This window comes from Corynebacterium sp. Marseille-P4611, from assembly GCF_916618765.1.
GTDB lineage: Bacteria > Actinomycetota > Actinomycetes > Mycobacteriales > Mycobacteriaceae > Corynebacterium > Corynebacterium marquesiae.
In genome coordinates, this window is sequence record NZ_CAKAKD010000001.1 from 1,588,267 (window position 1) to 1,604,856 (window position 16,590).

Genomic DNA, 16,590 nt, shown 5'->3' on the forward strand with positions numbered 1-16,590 from the left:
AGCGGCACGGTTCATTTAGCCCCCGCGGGGTGCCGATTGGGCACCCGCGGGGGTTTATTCGATAGGCTCGGTCATTGTGACACAACTCGGAATTATTCTTATCCTGCTCGTGCGGATCTACACGTGGGTGCTCATCGCCCGCATCATTATTGAGATGATCCAGTCCTTCTCGCGGCAGTTCAACCCTCCACGCTGGTTCATGGTTATAGCGGAGCCTTTGTTTGTGATTACGGACCCGCCGGTCAAGGCGTTGCGGCGCCTGATCCCGCCCCTGCAAATGGGTGGCGTAGCGCTTGATGTGTCGGTGCTTGTGCTGTTCGTCTTGCTCTCGATACTCACAATGATCTTGCGGATGATTTTTCTGACTTAGCACCCCCGTCGCCTCGAAACCTGTGGTAAACGTTGAGACTCGACGGGGCGTCGATTATTGTGGGCGTTTGGTTACGATAAATCGCGATAACCCGTATTATGAACCACATGTACCTTTGTGGGGAAGGTTTAGTTAGACCTGAACCGCACTCCTAAGGCCCTGGAAGCTCCGGGGTTGTACCAACCTGAAGGGGAAGAGAAGACATGCCACTGTCACCAGCTGATGTTCACAACGTCGCGTTCAGCAAGCCGCCGATTGGCAAGCGCGGCTACAACGAAGACGAGGTGGATCAGTTCCTCGACCTCGTAGAGGACGCCCTTGCCCAGCTGCAGGATGAGAACGAAGATCTGCAGGCTCAGGTCAGCGATTTGAGCTCCCAGTCTAAGACGGGTGCTGGTGCTGCTGGTACCGCAACTGCGGCTTCCACCCGCACCGATGAGGCTGCGCTGCGCAAGGAGATTGAGGCCAAGCTGCGCGCGGAGTACGAAACCAAGCTGGCGGACTCCAAGTCCGAGGTTTCCCGTGCTAAGGAGGAGACCAAGAAGGCACAGGAGCAGGTTAAGGCAGCTCAGGCTGAGGCTTCCAAGGCACAGGCGTCTGGCTCCGCTGCTGCTTCCTCTTCCGCAGACCTGAAGGCGGCCCGCGATGAGGCGGCTCAGGCCAAGAAGGACGCCGAGGCAGCTCGCGCGGAGGCAGCCCAGGCAAAGAAGGACCTCGAGGCTTCCAAGAAGGAAAACGAAGAGCTGAAGAAGTCCGTTTCCGCAGCTGGTTCCTCGAAGGCTGGTGCAGCGGCTGCGGGTATCGCAGGCGCTGGTGCTGCTCAGACCGCCGATGGCCTGGCTACCCCAGAAACCCACATGCAGGCTGCCCGCGTTCTGGGTCTAGCACAGGAGATGGCAGACCGCCTGACCTCCGAGGCTCGTGCGGAGTCCGAGTCCATGCTGTCCGAGGCACGCACTGCCGCTGAGAAGCAGCTGAGCGATGCAGATTCCCGCTCCAAGGCGCAGCTTGCCGACGCCCAGAAGAAGTACGACGCCCAGCTGCAGGATGCAGATTCCCGCTCCAAGAAGCTGGTATCTGACGCTGAGGCTAAGGCAAAGCAGACCGAGTCTGATGCTTCCTCCCGCGCTGAGGCACAAATCCGCCAGGCAGAGGAGAAGGCCGCTTCGCTGCAGGCCGATGCCGAGCGCAAGCACACCGAGGTTATGAACACCGTCAAGCAGCAGCAGACCGCACTGGAGGCTCGCATCTCCGAGCTGCGCACCTTCGAGCGTGAGTACCGCACTCGCCTGAAGACCCTGCTTGAGTCTCAGCTGGAAGAGCTGGCTACCCGCGGCACCGCCGCACCGAACGGCGAGGCTGGCAACAACTAAGCCACCCCGTTCTTCGTAGCGCCTCCGCCACCGCGGCGGGGGCGCTATTGTTGTTTTAGACCGTCGTGCTTTAGCCCGCTCCTACCGAAAGGAACCACTGTGCTCGTTGCCGCTTTAGTTCTCGCCCTCGTGGCATTCGTGGCCTTGGTCAACTTCGTTATCTCGGGAGCCGACTGGTCGTTGTATATCGTTTTTGCCGCTGCTGGACTCGGACTTGTGTGTTTCATCCTGGACTGGGCGCATAAGCATCGCGCTGACAAAGCCCAGGCAACTGAATCACCTGAGCAGGAGGCTCTGCGCGCAGCCTTTCGCGAGGACTAACGCCGCGAGACCCCAAGCCTCCGGTAGCAGGCATGCCAATAAGGCGCACTAGGCGCCTCATTTCGCGGTCGGGCTCTAGCAATCGGGCGGTTGCCACCGAATCTGTCCATTCGTTCGGGTCAGCCGCCCGCGCAGCGGAGGGGCATTGGGATCGTCATCGTTGGCGCCATTGTGGTACGCGCAAGCTGTGGATAAGTTCGCGATATTGGTCAATCCACCGTGCAACCACGGCTCCAGATGGTGAATTTGGCATTCATCGGCAGGCTTAGCGCACCGCGGCCATGGGCATACCGGATTTTCCGCGCCCGCCATCAACCGCTGCTTGGCATTGGCGAAGCGCTCCGTGCGGTACAGGTTCACCGCGCCTTCATAGGGGCTCATTAGGGTTATGAGCCCATGCTCCTTGAGCGTGCGTTGCAAGTATTGCGCCCCCGTAAGCGTCGCTCCGTTGGTCATCTGCAAAGTGATTTCTTCACCATCACCGTTGACGATGCGCACGTAGTCTTCCAGCCGCACGATGACATTGGTTACCACCGTGCTTCGTTGCGCCGTATCTCCTCCGAAAAACGTATCTTCCACTACATCTAACGGCTTCCTATCCTGGTTTTCCACCGCCGCGTGAAGATCCGCAATAAACGAAGACGAGCCGTCGATCGCTAGCGTCCACGGCGCATCCTTGCGTCTGATGATGCGTATACCAGGCTTCACCTTGCGCTTTTTCTTCGGAACCTTGGATTGCGCCAGCTTTTCTAGTGCCGCTGCTGTGGCCTTGGTGGTGCACAGTTGTTCGCGGAGAACCCAGGCGTCGAAAAGCGTGGGCATCTTGCGCGCATACTTTTCAATGATGGATAGAGCAACAATGGAATGCCCATTGTGCTGAGCACCTTCGATAGCACGACGACGCTTCCTCGTGAACTTGGTCGTGCCGCAGTACGCCTCTTTTAGCAATGCCAACTCGCGGGCCGTCTTTTCAGCGGCACCTCGCGCGCAGAGGTCCTCCTCGGACATGCCTGCGCACCCGAGGACGATGTCCATCCCGGGTGCCATGGCTGCGAGGTAAGTATCTAGCGCGTTCACGACTCACAATTTATTTCCCCGCGCAAGCCCTCACAAGGGAAAATTTTTAGCCTGTGGATAACTTATTGTGCACGAAGATTCAGGGGCGCTATACTGTGGCCTACACGCAGTGATCCGGCCATCACCGGGGAGCAATTCAGAAGAACAGCCAGTGTGGCCCAGTAGAACTGAACGGGTGGGACCGTCAACTCCTTCACCGAAACGAAGCGGAGCCTGCGGGCTCAAGCAGGGTGGTACCGCGAGCCATATTGGCGCGTCCCTGCACCGTGTTAAGAGTGAAGGATAATTATGGCGAAAAAGATTTACCCCAAGGTCGACATGACGGGTGGCTCCAGCCGCTTCCCAGATATGGAAGAGGAAGTCCAGAAGTACTGGAAGCAGGATGATACCTTCCAGGCTTCGCTAGAAAAGACCAAGGACTGCCCAGAGTACATCTTCTATGATGGTCCTCCATTTGCCAATGGTTTGCCGCACTATGGCCACCTGCTGACCGGTTATGTGAAGGATATCGTCCCGCGCTACCGCACGATGGCTGGCAATTTCGTTCCTCGCGTCTTCGGCTGGGATACCCACGGTCTGCCCGCTGAGCTGGAGGCGGAAAAGCAGCTGGGTATCACTGAAAAGGCGCAGATCGAGGACATGGGCTTGGAAAAGTTCAATGAATACTGCGCTAAATCCGTGCTGGAGTACACCGACGAGTGGGAAGAGTACGTCAACCGCCAGGCCCGCTGGGTGGACTTTGAAAACGGCTACAAGACCATGGATATCAACTACATGGAATCGGTCATGTGGGCGTTCAAGGAGCTTTATGACAAGGGCCTCATCTACAAGGGCTTCCGAGTTCTTCCGTACTCCTGGGCGGAGCACACTTCTTTGTCCAACCAGGAGACCCGCCTGGATGATTCTTATAAGATGCGCCAGGATCCGACCCTGACGGTTACCTTCCCCGTGGAGGGCGCGCGCGAGGGAAGCGCGGCAGAAAAGACGTTGGCGGAGCACCCTGCGCTTGCCGACGCCTCCTTCCTCGCCTGGACCACCACCCCCTGGACCTTGCCTTCGAACGAGGCCTTGGCGGTTCATCCAGAGGTTTCTTACGTGCTCTTTAAAGCTACGGAGGGCGATTTCGCTGGCCGTACCTTCATCATGGCGGAAAACCTGCTGTCCACCTTGGAGAAGGAACTGGGTGAGGCCGAGGTACTGGAGTCCTTTACCGGCGCGCAACTCGAGGGCTTTACCTATGAGCCTATCTTCGGCTTCGTCCCGGATCTGCGCAATGCCTACCAGGTCTTGATCGCTGATTACGTCACCACAGAGGACGGCACCGGTGTGGTACACCAGGCTCCTGCGTTTGGTGAAGACGATATGAATACCACCAACCAGTACGACATCGAGCTGGTTATCCCGGTGGATGAGGATGGCAAGTTCACCTCGCAGGTTCCGCCGTATGAAGGCCAGCTGGTCTTTGATGCAAATAAGGACATCATCAAGGACTTGAAAGCCGCTGGGCGAGTGGTGCGACACGTAACCATCGAGCACTCTTATCCGCACTCATGGCGCTCGGGCGAGCCACTTATCTACATGGCACTGCCGGCCTGGTTTGTGAAGGTAACCGAGTTCCGCGATCGCATGGTGGAGCTTAACCACAAGGAGATTGAGTGGCTGCCGGAGCATATCCGGGATGGCCAGTTTGGCAAGTGGCTCGAGGGTGCACGCGATTGGAATATCTCTCGTACCCGCTACTGGGGTGCGCCTATCCCGGTGTGGATGTCTGATGATGACAATTACCCGCGCATGGATGTCTACGGCTCCTTGGATGAGCTGGAGCGCGATTTCGGAGTTCGTCCGGAGTCGCTGCACCGTCCGCACATCGACGAGTTGGTGCGCCCGAACCCGGATGATCCGACTGGTAAGTCGATGATGCGCCGCGTGCCAGACGTGCTGGATTGCTGGTTTGAGTCCGGCTCGATGCCGTTTGCGCAAAAGCACTACCCATTCGAGAATAAGGAATGGTTTGAAACCCATTCGCCGTCCGACTTCATTGTGGAGTACTCCGGTCAGACGCGTGGTTGGTTCTATGTGATGCACGCACTGTCCACCGCGCTTTTTGATCGCCCGGCGTATAAGAAGGTCGTGGCCCATGGCATCGTGCTGGGCAACGATGGCCTTAAGATGTCTAAGTCCAAGGGCAACTATCCAAACGTCAACGAGGTCTTTGATCGCGATGGTTCGGATGCCATGCGCTGGTTCCTGATGTCTTCGCCTATCCTGCGCGGAGGCAACCTCATCGTGACCGAGCAGGGCATTCGCGAGGGCGTGCGCCAGGCTATCCTGCCTATCTGGAATGCCTATACCTTCCTGCAGCTCTACGCAGAGAAGGAAGCAACGTTCGACACCAGCTCCACGCATGTTCTGGACCGCTATATCTTGGCCAAGACCCACGATGTGGTGGCCAATGTCAACGCGGCGCTTGCCGATACCGATATCGCCACGGCAACCGAAGAGGTGCGCCTGTTTGCCGACGTCCTGACCAACTGGTACGTCCGTCGCTCGCGCGATCGTTTCTGGGAGGGCGAGGACGCCCATCCTGAGGCGTTTAATACCTTGTACACCGTGCTGGAGACCGTGACTCGCGTGGTGGCACCGCTGCTGCCGCACGTGGCAGAGGTTATCTACCGCGGGCTTACCGGTGAGCGTTCGGTGCACCTGGCAGACTACCCGCAGGCCGCGGATTACCCGTCTGATGCAGGTCTCGTCTCTGCGATGGATGCGACCCGTGCGGTGGCCTCGGCCGCGTCTTCGGTGCGCAAGTCCAATAAGCTGCGCAACCGCTTGCCGCTGCCGAAGCTGACGGTGGCCCTCGATGGGGCGCAGCGCCTGGCGGACTTTGCCGATATCATCCGCGACGAGGTCAATGTCAAGGAAGTAGAGCTTACTGACGACGTCGATTCGGTAGGTACCTTCCAGGTGGTCTGCAACGCGAAGGTCGCCGGCCCGCGCTTGGGCAAGGACGTGCAGCGCGCCATCAAGAACCTCAAGGCTGGCAACTATGAGCGCCGCGGGGAAGAGGTTGTAGTGGACGGCGATATTGTGCTTGGCCCGGATGAGTACACCGAGCGCCTGCAGGCAGCGAATCCGAAGTCGACCGCGCGTATCGAAGGCCTTGACGGCCTGGTAGTACTCGATACCGAGGTGACCGAAGAGCTTGAAGCCGAAGGCTGGGCGGCGGACGTTATCCGCGGTCTTCAGGATGCCCGCAAGGCTTCTGGGTTCGAGGTCTCGGACCGCATCGCGGCCGTACTTTCTGTCCCTGAGGAGAAGAAGGCCTGGGCGGAGCGTCACGCCGACCACATCGCCGGTGAAGTGCTCGCCACCGATTTCCAGGTGACCACCGAGGCGCTCGATGGTGCGGAAGTGCACGAGGTGGTGAAGGGGGTTAGCGCTACTGTCGTTAAGCAGTAGCGCCTAAGCCGCCACCTAAAAGTAATTGCCCAGCCAGTGCGGCTGGGCAATTTTTTATGAGTGATAGGACTTAACGGACCGGGCCGGGCAGGTGAGCGCGCCAGCCGAGGACGACGTTAACGAGGCAGCACAGTGCGAGCACGGCGCCAATGAGGAATAGGGTGGTAAAGCCGAGCAGCGGGGCAAGTGCGCTGAAGGCCATGGGGATGAAGAAGCCGGTATAGGAGACTGAGTAGTAGACGGCGGTGAGGCCGGCGAGTTCTTCGGCACGGGCGATGCGCTGGACTTCGGAGAGACCGGCGACAAGGGCGAGGCCGTAGCCTGCGCCCATGACCGCTGCGCCGGCGATTCCGAGCGGCAGGGAGCGAGTATGGGAGGCAACCGCGCCGAGGATGGTGCCCACAGTGATAACGCCCATGGCAACTGCGGAAGCGCGGGCGGAGCGGCTGGTATCGATGACCTTGCCGAGCATCTGGATGCCAACGCCGCAGCCCAAGGTGATAACGGTCATGAGGCCCGAGAAAGCGATGGGGGCATCGCCGGCGGACTTGGACAAAAGCTGGGGCAGGAGGGCATAGGCGGCGCCAGCGCAGCCGAAGACCCACGGTGCGACCGGCAGGACAATGCGCACGAAGCGGCGGTGCGCTGCGGAGGGAATGTGCAGCATGCGCAGCATGTCGCGGATGCTCAAGTCAAGGAAGGTGTCTTTTACCGTAGCGCCTCGCGGTGGGCGGGTTTCCGGGGTCTTCATCAGCCAGATAGCGGTGGCGACGGTGAGGAGGATGTGCAGGATATACGCCAAGTGGGTCGGCCACGGACCCCATTGGGCCAGCACCGAAGCGAGGCCGGCACCGATGAGGAAGCCTAAGGTCAGGCACAGGGAAGCGTGGCGCGGGCCGGCAGCAGGATCACCGCCAGCGCGGGTAATGAGCTCTGCCACCCACGTGGAGCCGACCGCCATGACGATGCCCAATGCCAAGCCACACATGATGCGGCCCACGGCGATGACGAGCGGCTCGTTCGGCGCGATGGATAAGAGGAACGAACCCAACAGTGACAGCGGTGCGGCAGGCAGCATAGTGGGGCGGCGGCCAATGTAGTCCGAAAGCGGGCCAGAAATGAGCAACGCCGGCACGATGCCGAGCACATAGGCGGCCAAGAGACCATTGACGGTAACCTGCGAGAAGTGCGACTCCTCGCGGTACATCACTAGGAGAGGGGTGAACTCATTGCCGCCCCACGCGACAGCGACCATGCTGCCAGCGACGGGAAACCATGAGTGTTTGGCAAACTTTTCGGTCATAGTTGATTCCTCGAGTTGGTTAGGTGGGTGTCCAATGCGGAAAGGTAGGCGTCGAGGTCGCCGGTGCGGAGGGCATCGGCAAGCGTGCGGTGCTGATCTACGAAGGTGCGGGCGCGGGCTACGTTGCGGCCAATGGCCGTGGCGGTAAAACGCTGCTGGCGTTCGCGCAGCTGGTGTCCCAGCCCGGCCAGCAGGGTATTGGCACCGCCATCCATGATGATCTGGTGGAAACGCGCATCAAGATGTGTATAGGTATGCAGGTCCGCGCTATCCAACGCAGTATCTTGCTCCGCGATGGTCGCATCTAGCTGATCAGCGATGTCCGCGCGCTCGGTGTCAGGCATGGCGCAGATTTTCTCAGCGCAGTGCCTATCTACGAGCAAGCGTGCTTCATAGACCTCGCGAATTTCCTGCGGGCTGATCGGCACGATGAGCGCACCACGCCTGGGGTAGAGCTGTAGAAAGCCTTCGACCTCTAGGCGCAGGAACGCCTCGTGCATTGGGGTGCGGCTAATTCCCATTTCGGTAGCCAGGGAGGCCTCGGAAAGCATCTGCGAGGGCTCGAAGGAGCCATCAATGATCTTCTCTTTGACGAAGTCATAGGCGCGCTCCGCGGCGGGCTGCATTCGTTCATTGGACATGCATCCATCCTGCATGCAAGCTTGTATGCAAGCAAAAATATGAGTGGGATTTGTGGGGAACGAATCTAGTAATGTAAACGTGTGACGTGGCACGTATCAGGGTCGAAGAGTAAGCCGTGGCTCATGCCGACCCAGCCGATGAAGGGGGTGTCGGCAAGCGTGTGCGGGGTGTGGACGTGCCCAAGGACCCAGGCATCGGCCTCGGAGGCCTGTAGCTCAGCCACGGAAAGCGGCAGGCAGGTGCCTTTAGAAAACTCACCGGTGACGGAAGAATGTAGGAGGCCGAGGACGGGCCGGTTGCTGCGGCGGGGAGGAAGCTGGAGGTGGCGCGGGTCCGGATCGGTGGCCACCGCTGCGGTTAGAACCGTGGTATTTCCTATGTGAAAGGTATGCACCTGCGTGCCGTGGACTGTGACCTCGGGCGGGAAGTTCAGGTTGTGGTGGGTGTCGTGGTTGCCGGAAATGAAGTGGACTTCGCTGAACAGAGTGACAGCATGGGTCATAACGGTGTGGACCTGAGGCACAAACTCGGCCGAGTTAGCGTTGCGGTCAATGATATCGCCCAAGCACACGCACGCCGTGGCCCCTCTATTGGCGGCAACCTCGAGTGCCTGCAGGGCCCAGTCCAGCCCAGGAGCGCCAGGGAGACCTAAGTGGAGATCTGAAAAGACGAAGATGCTAGCGGGCATGTGCGGCCTTTCGGTTGTGCTGCCAAGACGAGGGGAAATACGTGCAATGGCGATTGTTTCCTCAGGGCTGTGGTGTCGATATCTTCGGCTCGGACAGTAAGGAGTGAGGCGAGTTGTGGACTCCGTGTGCAACTATGGAGGCTTCATAGGCTGAGGGTTACTTTCTAGAGAAAGTGTCTTTGAAAACCTAAAAAGATGACTTTGCGAGCGGGTGGCGATGAGATGGAAAGAAATAAAAGCTTTAATTAACGGCGCACAAACACCCAGGAGTGCGCCCGTGAGCGCGCCTATTAAACTGGGCCCCATGCAACGCTGGGTTTTACATATCGACATGGACGCGTTTTTCGCCTCCGTCGAGCAGCTGACCCGGCCTACGCTGCAGGGGCGTCCCGTCCTGGTGGGAGGTACCAGCGGGCGCGGCGTGGTGGCTGGCGCCTCCTATGAGGCGCGCGTGTACGGTGCGCATTCGGCTATGCCGATGTACCGCGCGCAGCAGCTTGTTGGACTTCGCGCGGTGGTGGTGCAGCCGCGCCGGGCGGTGTATGCGGCGGCCTCGCGGCGCGTTTTTAACATCATCGCGCAACACGTGGAGGTCATCGAGCAGCTTTCTATCGATGAAGCCTTTATGGAACCCGCCGCCCTGGAAGGGGCGAGCGCGGAGGAGGTCAAGCGCTGGGCGGATGAGCTGCGCGCGCTCATTCGGGAAGAAACGGGTCTGCCGTGCTCCATTGGGGCGGGCTCGGGCAAACAATTTGCCAAGATTGGCTCCGGCGAGGCGAAGCCCGACGGCACCTTTGTTATTCCGGCGGAGCGCCAGCTAGAAATGCTGCACCCCCTTGCGGTGAACAAGCTGTGGGGAGTCGGCCCGGTGACCGGCGCGAAGCTCAAGTCCATCGGCGTCGAGACCATTGGGCAGCTGGCGGCGATGACGCGCAAGGAAGTAGAGATTTCCATCGGCAGCGTGGTTGGGCTGCAGCTGTGGCAGCTGGCCCGCGGCATTGATGACCGTGAGGTGGCACCGCGCGCTATCTCTAAACAGATTTCTACCGAGCACACCTACCCGAAGGATCTGCAGACCACCCCCGAGGTCGATGCGGCCATCGCCCGGGCTGCGGAGGGTGCGCACCGCCGGCTGCTTAAGGATGGGCGCGGCGCACGGACGGTAACAGTAAAGCTGCGCATGGCAGATTTTCATATCGAATCGCGCTCGACCACCTTGCCCTACGCGACTGACGACGCCGCCGTGCTCACCGCTGCCGCCTTCAAGCTCGCCCGCTATCCCGATGAGCTGGGGCCCATCCGCCTGGTAGGGGTGAGCTATTCCGGGCTGGAGACCGCTCGCCAAGACGTGCTTTTTCCGGAGCTAGATCGCGAAATCGTGCGCCCTGCACCGGCAGACACGGACTATGAAACTGGGGTGAGCGACGACGCAACACCGGCTATTCCAGCGACTACGGTGACGGTGGAGGAAGAAACCGATAACCAGTGGCACGCAACGCAAGACGTCTTCCACCCCGATTACGGCCACGGTTGGATTCAAGGTGCCGGCCACGGGGTAGTCAGCGTGCGCTTTGAAACCCGCGCCACGGGTCCCGGCCGCACCAAATCCTTCGCGGCTAATGATCCCGCGCTCGTGCCAGCAGACCCGCTCGACTCACTGGATTGGCAGGACTGGCTGACCAACGAGGACTAGCCCTCCTGGGCAAAAAGCTCCGCCGGATCGGTGCCGGTGGCCAACGCCGCCGCGAGCAGGATTCGCGCTTGGCTCGGTCGGAACCATCCGGCGTTGATGGCGCCACGTTTCCCCAGGCTTGCGCCACCACCGTCTCCACCGTAAGCCAGCGCCGTCGGGCCATAGGGTGTGCGGGTAGAAATGATGACAGGGAGGCCGGCGTAGAGGGCGTCGGCAAGCGCGCGGCCCATGTCCTCGCCCATATTTCCCGAGCCCATGGCCTCCACAATGAGACCGGAAGTGGGGGAGTTTACGGCGGCGTCGACCAGCAAGCGCCCCGCTCCCGGATAGGCGGGGATGATCTCGATACGCTGCGACGCCAGCGGGGCAGGATGCAAACGTGGGGTGGTGCCAGGAACGGGCAGTGACTCAAACCCGCGCAGGTCACTGGTGTGCCGCTTGCGCGCACCGCGCGCCGGGATGGTCTCGCCGCCGAAGCAGAGGAAAACCCCAGGGCGCCCGCTGGCCGCTAGCTCGCGGGCAGCGCGCAGATTGGTGGGGCCGTCGGCCGCGGGGTGATCGAAGGCGCGCTGCGCTCCAGTGAGCACGATGGGTTTTGCCCCTGCACAGAAAATCTCCAACGCCAGCGCGGTTTCCTCCATGGAGTCGGTGCCATGGGTGATGATCACGCCGCTGATATCCTCCCGCGCCGTGTGCTCATTGACCACCGCAATGAGCTCATCGAGGTCTGCCAAAGTAATAGAGGAGGAGTCCAGCTGGCGAAACTCCACTACCTCGGCGTCGATTTCAGCGGCGAGGTCTGCGCCGGAGATGGTGGGAACCAGGGAACCATCGGCCACGGTGGTGCACGCGATCGTGCCGCCGGTGGCGATCAAAGCAAGTTGGGTCATGCACTCAAGGTTAAAGAAATCTCCGCCCACGCGGCGGGCGCAGCCCGGAAAAAGCTGGTGCAGCTGTAAACTGATGGGAGTTTAGAACCCAGACGTGAGGAGTTAGAAGTGAAATTCCGCAAGTTTAGCGCCGCGTGCCTCGCACTGACCGCGGCCACCGCCCTGGCCGCCTGCTCTTCCGATGACGAGCAGGACGATACCGCCGCCGCCAACACCGAGGCGCAGGAATCTGCCTCTTCTGACGGCGATTCCGCTGCCCCAGCGCTGCCGTCCCCGGCGGATCTCAACGCCATCTTGGCCAAGGCCACGGATCCGAACGCTTCTGAGCAGGAAAAGACCGCCACCGTGCAGGGCGGCGAGACCGCACCGGAAATCTTTGACACCATGGCACAGTCCAAGCAGGAATCCGGCGCCGAGTTCGAGGTCGTCGATCCTGTGCTTCCGGGCTATGACCCGCAGTCCGTGCTGACCACCGTGAACTTCACCACCGCTGATGGCCAGCAGCAGACCGCTGACCAGGTGGAGTTCGTGTACGAAGATGGCACCTGGAAGCTTTCCAAGGCGTGGGCTTGCACGCTCATCCAAAACACCGTGCCGCCGGAGCAGGTTCCAGAAATGTGTGCAGATACCGGCGCCGGTGCCTCCGCACCCGCCCCGGCACCGGCCGAGGGCGACGCTGCCCCGGCTGAAGGCGACGCCCCGGCTGCCGGCGCCGAGCAGGCGCCAGCTGAGGCCCCAGTAGAAGCCCCGGCCGAGTAACTAGGAAAAGTTCAGCTCCGTCAGGCTCGACTGCACCACGCGCAGCTCCGAGCCGGCGGCGCCATAAATGACCTTCGTGTCGAAAGACACGTTACCGCCCACGGGCAGCGGCTTGCTCAGGTCTACCGTGATGTTGCCCTTGGATTGGGTGCTGGAGTCCACAACCTTGAGCTCCTTGTCCTCCAACTCCGTGCCCTGGGCCTGGCCCTCAAAGGACAGTGCGCCTAGCGACGGCCGCTGTTCTACCTCTACGTTGAGCTTGACCTGGTCGCCCTCGATGGAAGCGACCGTATAGCGCGTGGTCTGCAGCAGGGTGGACTCGCCGGTAACGCGCGAATCCACCGTCCAGCTCGCTCCCTTGCCTACCTCCTCGGTGGGGAAAACCACGGGTAGGGCCGTCAGCTTCATAATCGCCTGTTCGACAGAGCCACGGGCTTCATCCGTGGCGTCCTGGGGCGCGGCCAAGCGCAGCGAATTCATCTGGCCATTGTCTTGGCCACGCCAGCCAAATTGGAATCCCTCGGCCGAAGAGACGTCGGTGTCGCCAGAAGTTTCCGGCGCACCGGCAGTGACAAAGGCATTGCGGGTGGCGGGCAGCTGATCTTCGACATCCTCGCTGGCCTTATCTACCTTGGCCGATAGCGGCAGGGTAGTGGTGGTGGATTCGACGTCGGAAGCCTGAAACTTCTCGGCCGCTGACTTTTTGAGCAGGTCCTGCGAAAAGCCCTCGGTAACGCGGTAGTTCACGTCCTGCGTGGAGTCGATATCGCGGTATTTCAGGAGCTTTTTCTCCCCGGTGCCGGGATTGTCCACGGTGACGCGTGGGGCGTCGATAGTCAGGCCAACGGGCTGTTCTACCGCGGGTCCAGGCTTTTCATAGGAACACGCCGTAAGCGCTACGGCGGCTGTGGTCAGGGCTGCAAAAACTTTGACTCGAAACACGCTTACCAAAATACCGGACGCTCCCGTTTAGAATAGAGCGGGTGAGTCAAAAACGAAGGAGCAAGACAGGACTTATCGCCGCGGTCGTCATCGCCGTGGCGCTGGTGGACCAAGCCGTGAAGCAAGTAATGCTCTCCATCCTTACAGAGGGCGAGCCCCTGCCGGTCATGGGGGATTGGTTCCGGTTTACCCTGCTTTTTAACCCTGGCGCCGCCTTTTCCATGGGCGGGGAGGGATCGACGTGGCTTTTTACCACCATCCAGCTGGTCTTTGTGCTCGGCGTGGCCGTTGCCGCCCCGCGCATTACCCACTCCGGCCAGGCGGTGGGCCTAGCGCTTATCGCCGGTGGCGCGTTGGGTAATTTCGCTGACCGCATCTTCCGAGCCCCCGGCTTCTGGTTTGGGCACGTGGTGGACTATATTTCGGTCGGCTCTTTCGCCGTGTTCAATATTGCGGACGCGGCCATTACCTGCGGCGTGGTGCTGTTCATCATCGCCATGGTGCTGGAGGAAAGGAAGGCCGAGCATGAATAGGCAGATGCGTAGCTTTCCCATTCCTGAAGGCCTAGAAGGCATGCGTGCCGACGCCGCCCTAGCCAAGCTCCTTGGCCTTTCCCGGAGCGCCACCGCGCAGCTGTGCGCCGAGGGCAACGTGACCATCGATTCCCAAGAGCTGGGCAAGTCCGAGCGGTTGACCTCCGGCAACGTGGTCTCGGTGCTTTTGCCGGAGCCAGAAAAGCCGTTGCTGCCGCGCGAAGAGCTGGTCGAGGGCATGGACGTGCTCTATAGCGATGCCGATATCATCTGCGTGCATAAGCCGGTGGGCGTGGCCGCACACCCCAGCGTGGGTTGGGACGGGCCGACGGTGATTGGCGGGCTGCGCGCGGCCGGCTATACCGTCGCTTCGTCTGGGCCGACCGAGCGCCAGGGCATCGTGCACCGCCTCGATGTGGGCACGTCTGGCGTGATGGTCGTGGCTTCCTCGGAGCGCGCTTATTCCGCGCTCAAGCATGCTTTTAAGTACCGCAGCGTAAAAAAGACCTACCACGCCGTGGTGCAGGGCCTGCCGGATCCCATCGAGGGCACCGTCGATGCGCCCATCGGCCGCCACCCCAAGTCGGGCTGGAAATTCGCCGTGCTTGACGACGGCAAAGCGGCCGTCACCCATTACAGCCTCATCGAGGCCTTCCGCGAGGCCAGCCTCATCGAGGTGCACCTAGAGACCGGCCGCACCCACCAGATCCGCGTGCACATGTCCGCCACCGGCCACCCGTGCGTGGGCGATCCGATGTACGGCTCGGATCCGAACCTGGCTAAGCGCCTTGGGCTCCAGCGCCAGTGGCTGCACGCGGTAAAACTCGGCTTTACTCACCCCGGCACCAGCAAGTGGTTCGAGATTGCGGCGCCGTACCCGGCAGATCTCGAGCACGCCTTGGAGGTTTTGCGGGGATGAGGAAGGTCTACCGGCGGCGTCGGCTAGCGGCCTTGGCGGTGCTGACGGTGCTTTTCCTTGCCGCCCTTGCGCTCTTCGGTGCCTTGGGGACCCAGGATTCTTCGCAGGTGCAAGGCGATCAGCTCGGCCCGGATGGCGAATCGCGAGCGGAGTATATTGCGCGCGTGGCAGGCAATGACATTCCAGACGCGCCTGCCTACGCCCTTGTCACGTTCGACGAGGACTTACCACCCGTAGCAGCCGCGGCCGCCGTTGCCGCAGCCCCGCGCATGGACGCTATCCTTATCGGCTCCACCGCCCCCATCGACGTCCCCGAACCGACCGCCGGCGAAGACCGCGCCGCCGTTATCCAGCGCGCTTTCGACCGCATCGGTGCCTCCTATGGGCAGCGTCCCACCGCGGTGAGCGCGGCCGTGGTGTGGGGGTCGGGCGCCCAGCTTGCCGACGTCGCCTCCACCCCCTCCGTCGCCGCCGTCGAGCCCGCACCTGCCGACGCCGCCTGGGGCAGCTTCGCCATCCGCCCTCCCAGCTAATATCGCCCTCCTGGACCCTGTGGCGCGCGGTGGCCGCCCAGCGCTTTTAGCATCTAGGGCATGGAACACATTCGGGCCTATATTGCGGCACTCAACTCGGCGATGGATATCCTCGCCGAGGCGGCTCATGCCTCCGCCGCGGACCTTAACGCCGCCGGCATGCCCGATGCCGAAGCAGAATCCATTGCGCAGCTAGCACAGGTCTATTTCGGGCCCACACGCTTTCGCCGCCGCCAACGACGTGCGGTAGATGGGGCCCGCCGCAACCGGCATTCGCTGCCGACGCTGGAGGTCATCGAAAAGCATGCCCGGCGCGCGCCCACCCAAGCCCGCGCCTGGGCCCTGCGCGCCGAACTCACCCACATTGCCTGCGATACGCGGGAGATGGAAAGGCGTGCCCGCAAGAAGCTGCGTGAGATGCGCGCGCCGCGCGAACCCAAGCCGGGGGTGCGGTTGCGGCGCCGCGCTGCCGGAAAGCCGTGGACGCTGTCTGTCACCGGGCCTTCCGCGCTGATTGCAGAACTCCACCAGCGTGCCGGCTCGCTTGCCGACGTCGCCTCTTTATTCCGCACCGGCGCCTCTACCTCTACCGTGCGCACTAATGTTGTGGTGCCACTAGATAAGTTGGTCGGCGTGGCCCATGGCAGCGACGATGTGGTGCTGACCATGACCAACGGCGCGCAGATAACCGGTGCCGAATTGGCCCAGCGCGCGCTCGCCGAGGAGGGATTTGTCACCCTGCTCCACCCCGTAGAGGGCCCAGTGAACCTGTACCGCATGCGCCGTGGGGCCACTTGGAAGCAGTTCATGATGGCTGCGGCGGAAAATCCCACTTGTCCGGTCAAGGGATGTAATAAGCCCGCCGATGAGTGCCAGGTCCACCACATCTTCAGCTGGGCCGGCGGAGGATGGACCAATGCGAAAAACCTCACCACCGCCTGTGCCTATCACAATGGCCGCAACGATGACCACCGCACCGGCCCGCCGCGCAATGGCCGCTTCGAGCGCACCTCCCGCGGGGTGCGCTGGGTCAACCCCTGGGATCCGCCCCCACCCGACCTCGTAGAAACCGGGCCCACCACGTGATT

The 16,590-nt window shown here is 61.5% G+C and carries 16 protein-coding genes; 10 read left to right on the forward strand and 6 right to left on the reverse strand.

Annotated elements, in window-relative coordinates:
• The first annotated feature begins 76 nt into the window (after positions 1–76).
• The 3 genes from LG376_RS07645 (at position 77) to LG376_RS07655 (ending at position 2,064) form a co-directional block, all read left to right on the forward strand.
• Positions 77–370 carry a YggT family protein gene (locus tag LG376_RS07645; RefSeq protein WP_225746728.1) on the forward strand — a complete coding sequence of 98 codons (294 nt, stop codon included), beginning with the start codon at positions 77–79 and terminating at the stop codon, positions 368–370.
• Between the two features lie 203 nt (positions 371–573).
• Entirely contained in the window at positions 574–1,743 is a 1,170-nt protein-coding gene (locus LG376_RS07650; protein ID WP_225746729.1) for a DivIVA domain-containing protein, read from the forward strand.
• A 99-nt stretch (positions 1,744–1,842) separates the two neighbouring features.
• Complete coding sequence (locus LG376_RS07655; RefSeq protein WP_049377639.1) at positions 1,843–2,064, forward strand: hypothetical protein; 222 nt, start codon at positions 1,843–1,845, stop codon at positions 2,062–2,064.
• 75 nt (positions 2,065–2,139) lie between these two features.
• Here LG376_RS07655 and LG376_RS07660 read toward each other — a convergent pair whose 3' ends face one another.
• Positions 2,140–3,141, reverse strand: coding sequence for an HNH endonuclease signature motif containing protein (locus LG376_RS07660; RefSeq protein WP_225746730.1), 1,002 nt, complete (start codon positions 3,139–3,141; stop codon positions 2,140–2,142).
• Between the two features lie 288 nt (positions 3,142–3,429).
• On the opposite strand from LG376_RS07660, the gene ileS reads away from it, so the two are divergent.
• On the forward strand, positions 3,430–6,600 hold the full coding sequence (gene ileS / locus LG376_RS07665) for an isoleucine--tRNA ligase (RefSeq protein WP_225746731.1): 3,171 nt from the start codon (positions 3,430–3,432) through the stop codon (positions 6,598–6,600).
• Between the two features lie 70 nt (positions 6,601–6,670).
• On the opposite strand, the gene LG376_RS07670 is transcribed toward ileS, so the two are convergent.
• The 3 genes from LG376_RS07670 to LG376_RS07680 form a co-directional block, all read right to left on the reverse strand.
• On the reverse strand, positions 6,671–7,903 hold the full coding sequence (locus tag LG376_RS07670; RefSeq protein ID WP_225746732.1) for an MFS transporter: 1,233 nt from the start codon (positions 7,901–7,903) through the stop codon (positions 6,671–6,673).
• Complete coding sequence (locus LG376_RS07675) at positions 7,900–8,544, reverse strand: GntR family transcriptional regulator (RefSeq protein WP_225746733.1); 645 nt, start codon at positions 8,542–8,544, stop codon at positions 7,900–7,902. Before LG376_RS07675 ends, LG376_RS07670 begins: the two co-directional genes overlap by 4 nt.
• Positions 8,545–8,609: 65 nt before the next feature.
• The gene (locus LG376_RS07680) at positions 8,610–9,233 is read right to left on the reverse strand and encodes a metallophosphoesterase (protein WP_225746734.1); all 624 of its coding nucleotides are present in this window, start codon (positions 9,231–9,233) and stop codon (positions 8,610–8,612) included.
• Between the two features lie 304 nt (positions 9,234–9,537).
• On the opposite strand from LG376_RS07680, the gene LG376_RS07685 reads away from it, so the two are divergent.
• The gene (locus tag LG376_RS07685; protein WP_225746735.1) at positions 9,538–10,926 is read left to right on the forward strand and encodes a DNA polymerase IV; all 1,389 of its coding nucleotides are present in this window, start codon (positions 9,538–9,540) and stop codon (positions 10,924–10,926) included.
• Here the strand turns inward: LG376_RS07685 and LG376_RS07690 are convergent.
• Positions 10,923–11,816, reverse strand: a complete 894-nt coding sequence (locus tag LG376_RS07690; protein ID WP_225746736.1) for an asparaginase — start codon at positions 11,814–11,816, stop codon at positions 10,923–10,925. The genes LG376_RS07685 and LG376_RS07690 overlap by 4 nt on opposite strands.
• A 108-nt stretch (positions 11,817–11,924) precedes the next feature.
• Here LG376_RS07690 and LG376_RS07695 point away from each other — a divergent pair, with 108 nt between their 5' ends.
• Positions 11,925–12,575 carry a hypothetical protein gene (locus tag LG376_RS07695; protein WP_225746737.1) on the forward strand — a complete coding sequence of 217 codons (651 nt, stop codon included), beginning with the start codon at positions 11,925–11,927 and terminating at the stop codon, positions 12,573–12,575.
• On the opposite strand, the gene LG376_RS07700 is transcribed toward LG376_RS07695, so the two are convergent.
• Positions 12,576–13,517, reverse strand: a complete 942-nt coding sequence (locus LG376_RS07700; protein WP_225746738.1) for a hypothetical protein — start codon at positions 13,515–13,517, stop codon at positions 12,576–12,578.
• 41 nt (positions 13,518–13,558) lie between these two features.
• Here LG376_RS07700 and lspA point away from each other — a divergent pair, with 41 nt between their 5' ends.
• Genes lspA through LG376_RS07720 form a run of 4 tightly spaced genes read left to right on the forward strand, consistent with a single transcriptional unit; the run spans position 13,559 to position 16,588 of the window.
• Entirely contained in the window at positions 13,559–14,050 is a 492-nt protein-coding gene (lspA, locus tag LG376_RS07705) for a signal peptidase II (protein WP_370633366.1), read from the forward strand.
• A complete protein-coding gene (locus tag LG376_RS07710) occupies positions 14,043–14,969 on the forward strand; it encodes an RluA family pseudouridine synthase (RefSeq protein ID WP_225746739.1) in 927 nt (308 codons plus the stop codon). Before lspA ends, LG376_RS07710 begins: the two co-directional genes overlap by 8 nt.
• A complete protein-coding gene (locus LG376_RS07715; protein ID WP_225746740.1) occupies positions 14,966–15,502 on the forward strand; it encodes a hypothetical protein in 537 nt (178 codons plus the stop codon). Before LG376_RS07710 ends, LG376_RS07715 begins: the two co-directional genes overlap by 4 nt.
• 60 nt (positions 15,503–15,562) lie before the next feature.
• On the forward strand, positions 15,563–16,588 hold the full coding sequence (locus LG376_RS07720; RefSeq protein ID WP_225746741.1) for an HNH endonuclease signature motif containing protein: 1,026 nt from the start codon (positions 15,563–15,565) through the stop codon (positions 16,586–16,588).
• Positions 16,589–16,590: the final 2 nt, after the last annotated feature.

Excerpts from the sequence above, each read along its gene's own strand:
- LG376_RS07670 (WP_225746732.1), bottom strand. The coding sequence starts at position 7,903 with ATGACCGAAAAGTTTGCCAAACACTCATGGTTTCCCGTCGCTGGCAGC.
- ileS (WP_225746731.1), top strand. The coding sequence starts at position 3,430 with ATGGCGAAAAAGATTTACCCCAAGGTCGACATGACGGGTGGCTCCAGC.
- LG376_RS07650 (WP_225746729.1), top strand. The coding sequence starts at position 574 with ATGCCACTGTCACCAGCTGATGTTCACAACGTCGCGTTCAGCAAGCCG.
- LG376_RS07685 (WP_225746735.1), top strand. The coding sequence starts at position 9,538 with ATGCAACGCTGGGTTTTACATATCGACATGGACGCGTTTTTCGCCTCC.
- LG376_RS07675 (WP_225746733.1), bottom strand. The coding sequence starts at position 8,544 with ATGTCCAATGAACGAATGCAGCCCGCCGCGGAGCGCGCCTATGACTTC.
- LG376_RS07715 (WP_225746740.1), top strand. The coding sequence starts at position 14,966 with ATGAGGAAGGTCTACCGGCGGCGTCGGCTAGCGGCCTTGGCGGTGCTG.
- LG376_RS07720 (WP_225746741.1), top strand. The coding sequence starts at position 15,563 with ATGGAACACATTCGGGCCTATATTGCGGCACTCAACTCGGCGATGGAT.
- LG376_RS07690 (WP_225746736.1), bottom strand. The coding sequence starts at position 11,816 with ATGACCCAACTTGCTTTGATCGCCACCGGCGGCACGATCGCGTGCACC.
- LG376_RS07710 (WP_225746739.1), top strand. The coding sequence starts at position 14,043 with ATGAATAGGCAGATGCGTAGCTTTCCCATTCCTGAAGGCCTAGAAGGC.
- LG376_RS07680 (WP_225746734.1), bottom strand. The coding sequence starts at position 9,233 with ATGCCCGCTAGCATCTTCGTCTTTTCAGATCTCCACTTAGGTCTCCCT.